The 3,086-nt window shown below is 64.5% G+C and carries 4 protein-coding genes; 3 read left to right on the top strand and 1 reads right to left on the bottom strand.

The features are described from left to right. Positions 1 to 166: 166 nt before the first annotated feature. Positions 167 to 583, bottom strand: coding sequence for a YrdB family protein (locus EOA38_RS31960; RefSeq protein WP_245464888.1), 417 nt, complete (start codon positions 581 to 583; stop codon positions 167 to 169). Between the two features lie 165 nt (positions 584 to 748). Here EOA38_RS31960 and EOA38_RS31965 point away from each other — a divergent pair, with 165 nt between their 5' ends. From EOA38_RS31965 to EOA38_RS31975, 3 genes are all read left to right on the top strand, one after another. Beyond that, positions 749 to 2,002 carry a sarcosine oxidase subunit beta gene (locus EOA38_RS31965; protein ID WP_127301101.1) on the top strand — a complete coding sequence of 418 codons (1,254 nt, stop codon included), beginning with the start codon at positions 749 to 751 and terminating at the stop codon, positions 2,000 to 2,002. Positions 2,003 to 2,082: 80 nt separating this feature from the next. Further along, a complete protein-coding gene (locus EOA38_RS31970) occupies positions 2,083 to 2,379 on the top strand; it encodes a sarcosine oxidase subunit delta (protein WP_059184503.1) in 297 nt (98 codons plus the stop codon). Further along, on the top strand, positions 2,376 to 3,086 hold a 711-nt coding region (locus EOA38_RS31975; RefSeq protein ID WP_127301102.1), incomplete at its 3' end, for a 2Fe-2S iron-sulfur cluster-binding protein. The genes EOA38_RS31970 and EOA38_RS31975, both read left to right, overlap by 4 nt.

The raw sequence follows: 3,086 nt of genomic DNA on the forward strand, positions 1-3,086 counted from the left end.
GCGCGGCCGATGCCGGAGCTGGCGCCGGTGACGATGGCAACTTTGTTTGTCAGGGTGAACATGTCTCTGCATCCTTCCTTTTGTGCCGAGCTTGCCGGCGGTTGGATGCTTGGTCGCAAATGGCACAGGCCGGAGCCACCCGAAACCGGCAAAGGCCGCTATTGCCCTACTGCCGCAACAGCCAACCCAGCCGGTCCAGTGAGAAGGCGTAGCTGAGGGCGATCAGCAGAGCCATGATGATGCCGGCGGCCGTGTGGCCGGTTAGATAGAATCCCGCGGCGCCGCCGAACAGCATGACAAGTTCCAACATCAGCCGCACCGCGCCCGGCACAGGAACCGGCGCGCGGCCGGACCGGCTTGGGTCGTCAGGAACCGCGAAGGTTCCCCACAGCGCTGCTGCAATAAGCGGCAAGGCCAAGGCGAGGAGCCAGCGCCACCACCCTTCGGACAGGCTCCAGCCGGCCATGCCGAGCCCAAGCAGCGCCGCTAGTTCCAGCAGAAAGCGCAAGGTCAGATTCCACCAGGCGTTACCCATCATCATCCTCAAACGTCGTGCAACAGGAGTGTCGCTGAAGACAGCCATGGAAGCCAGATCGAACCTCTCGCTTTGACCACGGCGCAAAACGGCAAGCGCCGTCGCAAACAGCGCAAGGATGGCAGCGCGGTTTCGATAGTGATACTCCTCGCACGCCGAGGCGGGGATGCCCGGCCGCAAATCCGCGAAAGATATTGGCGCGAGGCCTGCAACGTGAAGAAATATTCGGTATTCGCCATTGCCCGCGAGGCCATGCGCGGCCACAAGGGTTGGGAAGAGCAATGGACCTCGCCCGAGCCGAAGAAGGAATACGATGTCATCATCGTCGGCGCCGGCGGCCACGGCCTGGCGACTGCCTACTATCTGGCGAGCGAGCACGGCATCACCAACGTCGCGGTGCTGGAAAAAGGCTGGCTCGGCGGCGGCAACACCGGCCGCAACACCACCATCATCCGCTCCAACTACCTCTATGACGAGAGCGCCGGCATCTACGACCATGCGCTGAAGCTGTGGGACGGATTGAGCCAAGAGCTCAACTACAACGTCATGTATTCGGCGCGCGGCGTCATGATGCTCGCCCACAACGTTCATGACGTCCAGGTGTTCAAGCGCCACATCCATGCCAACCGGCTCAACGGCATCGACAATGAATGGCTGACGCCGGAGCAGGCGAAGGAATTCTGTCCGCCGCTCAACATCGCCAAAGAGGCGCGCTATCCGGTGATGGGCGCCGCACTGCAGCGGCGCGGCGGCACGGCGCGCCACGATGCGGTCGCCTGGGGCTATGCGCGCGGCGCCTCGGCGCGCGGCGTGCACATCATCCAGAACTGCGAGGTCACCGGCATCAAGCGTGCGGCCAATGGCGCGGTCACCGGCGTCGAGACGACGCGCGGCTTCATAGGCGCCAAGAAGGTCGGCGTCGTCGCAGCCGGTCATTCATCGGTGATCATGGACATGGCCGGCGTGCGCATGCCGTTGGAGAGCTATCCGCTGCAGGCGCTGGTCTCGGAGCCGGTCAAGCCGGTGGTGCCCTGCGTGGTGATGTCGAACACGGTGCACGCCTATATCTCGCAGTCGGACAAGGGCGAGCTGGTGATCGGCGCCGGCACCGACCAGTATATCTCCTATTCGCAGACCGGCGGCCTGCACATCCTGCAGCACACGCTCGACGCCATTTGCGAGATGTTCCCGATCTTCACGCGCATGAAGATGCTGCGCTCCTGGGGCGGCATCGTCGACGTGACGCCCGATCGGTCGCCGATCCTGGCGAAGACGCCGGTCAAGGGACTCTATGTCAATTGCGGCTGGGGCACGGGCGGCTTCAAGGCGACACCTGGTTCGGGCAATGTCTTTGCCCACACCATCGCCAGGGACGACCCGCACCCGATCAACGCCCCCTTCACGCTCGAGCGGTTCCGCACCGGCCGTCTCATCGACGAGGCGGCAGCGGCGGCGGTGGCGCACTGATGCCGACATTTCTGCTGAGGCTTTGCGATCAACCGGCCGGCGCTCGCGTCGGCCATGGCGAATTGTAGGATCGACCGAAAATGCTTCTCATCCGCTGCCCCTATTGCGAGGAAGAGCGCCCGGAACTCGAGTTCCGCAATGCCGGCGAGGCGCATGTCGTGCGCTCGACCAACATTGCCGGCGAGAGCGACGACGATTTCGAGAAATTTTTCTTCATCCGCTCGAACCCGAAAGGCGTCATCTATGAGCGCTGGCGGCATATCCATGGCTGCGCGCGCTTCTTCAACGCCGTGCGCGACACCGTCACCGACAAGTTCGTCATGACCTACAAGGCCGGCGAGCCGAAGCCCGCGAAGCTGCCTGGAGCCTCGAAATGAACGCCGCGTTCCGCATTCCCGGCGCCGGGCACCTCAGCCAGGCGAAGACCGCGTCTTTCAGCTTCGACGGCAAGTCCTATGTCGGCATCGAGGGCGACACGCTCGCCTCGGCGCTGCTCGCCAACGGCGTGCATCTGGTCGGCCGTTCGTTCAAGTACCATCGTCCGCGCGGCTTCCTTTCCGCCGGCGCGGAAGAGCCCAATGCGCTGGTGCAGATCGTGCGCGACGACACACGCAAGACGCCGAATGTGCGGGCGACCGTGCAGGAGCTCTATGACGGGCTCACCGCCAATTCGCAGAACCGCTGGCCCTCGCTTGCCTTCGACGTCAGCGCGGTCAACGACCTTGCCTCGCCGATGTTCTCGGCCGGCTTCTACTACAAGACCTTCATGTGGCCGAAGTCGGCCTGGAAGAGCCTTTACGAGCCGCAGATCCGCTCGGCCGCGGGCCTTGGCGTTTCTCCGGACCGCCCGGACCCTGACCACTACGCGGCGCGCTACGCGCATTGCGACGTTCTGGTGCTGGGCGGCGGCGCCGCCGGCATTGCGGCCGCGCTTGCCGCTGCCGAAACCGGCGCGCGGGTGATCTTCGCCGACGAGCAGGCCGAATTCGGCGGCAGCCTGCGCTTCGAGAGCGGCGCCAAAATCGACGGCGAGAATGGCTATGCCTGGGCGCAAGCCGCGATCGCGAAGCTCAAGGCCATGGAC

Origin of the sequence: Mesorhizobium sp. M1E.F.Ca.ET.041.01.1.1 (genome assembly GCF_003997355.1) — a bacterium.
Lineage (GTDB): Bacteria > Pseudomonadota > Alphaproteobacteria > Rhizobiales > Rhizobiaceae > Mesorhizobium.

What these genes read in the sequence shown, in the direction of transcription:
- EOA38_RS31960 (WP_245464888.1), bottom strand. Translation starts at nt 583, where the DNA reads ATGGCTGTCTTCAGCGACACTCCTGTTGCACGACGTTTGAGGATGATG.
- EOA38_RS31970 (WP_059184503.1), top strand. Translation starts at nt 2,083, where the DNA reads ATGCTTCTCATCCGCTGCCCCTATTGCGAGGAAGAGCGCCCGGAACTC.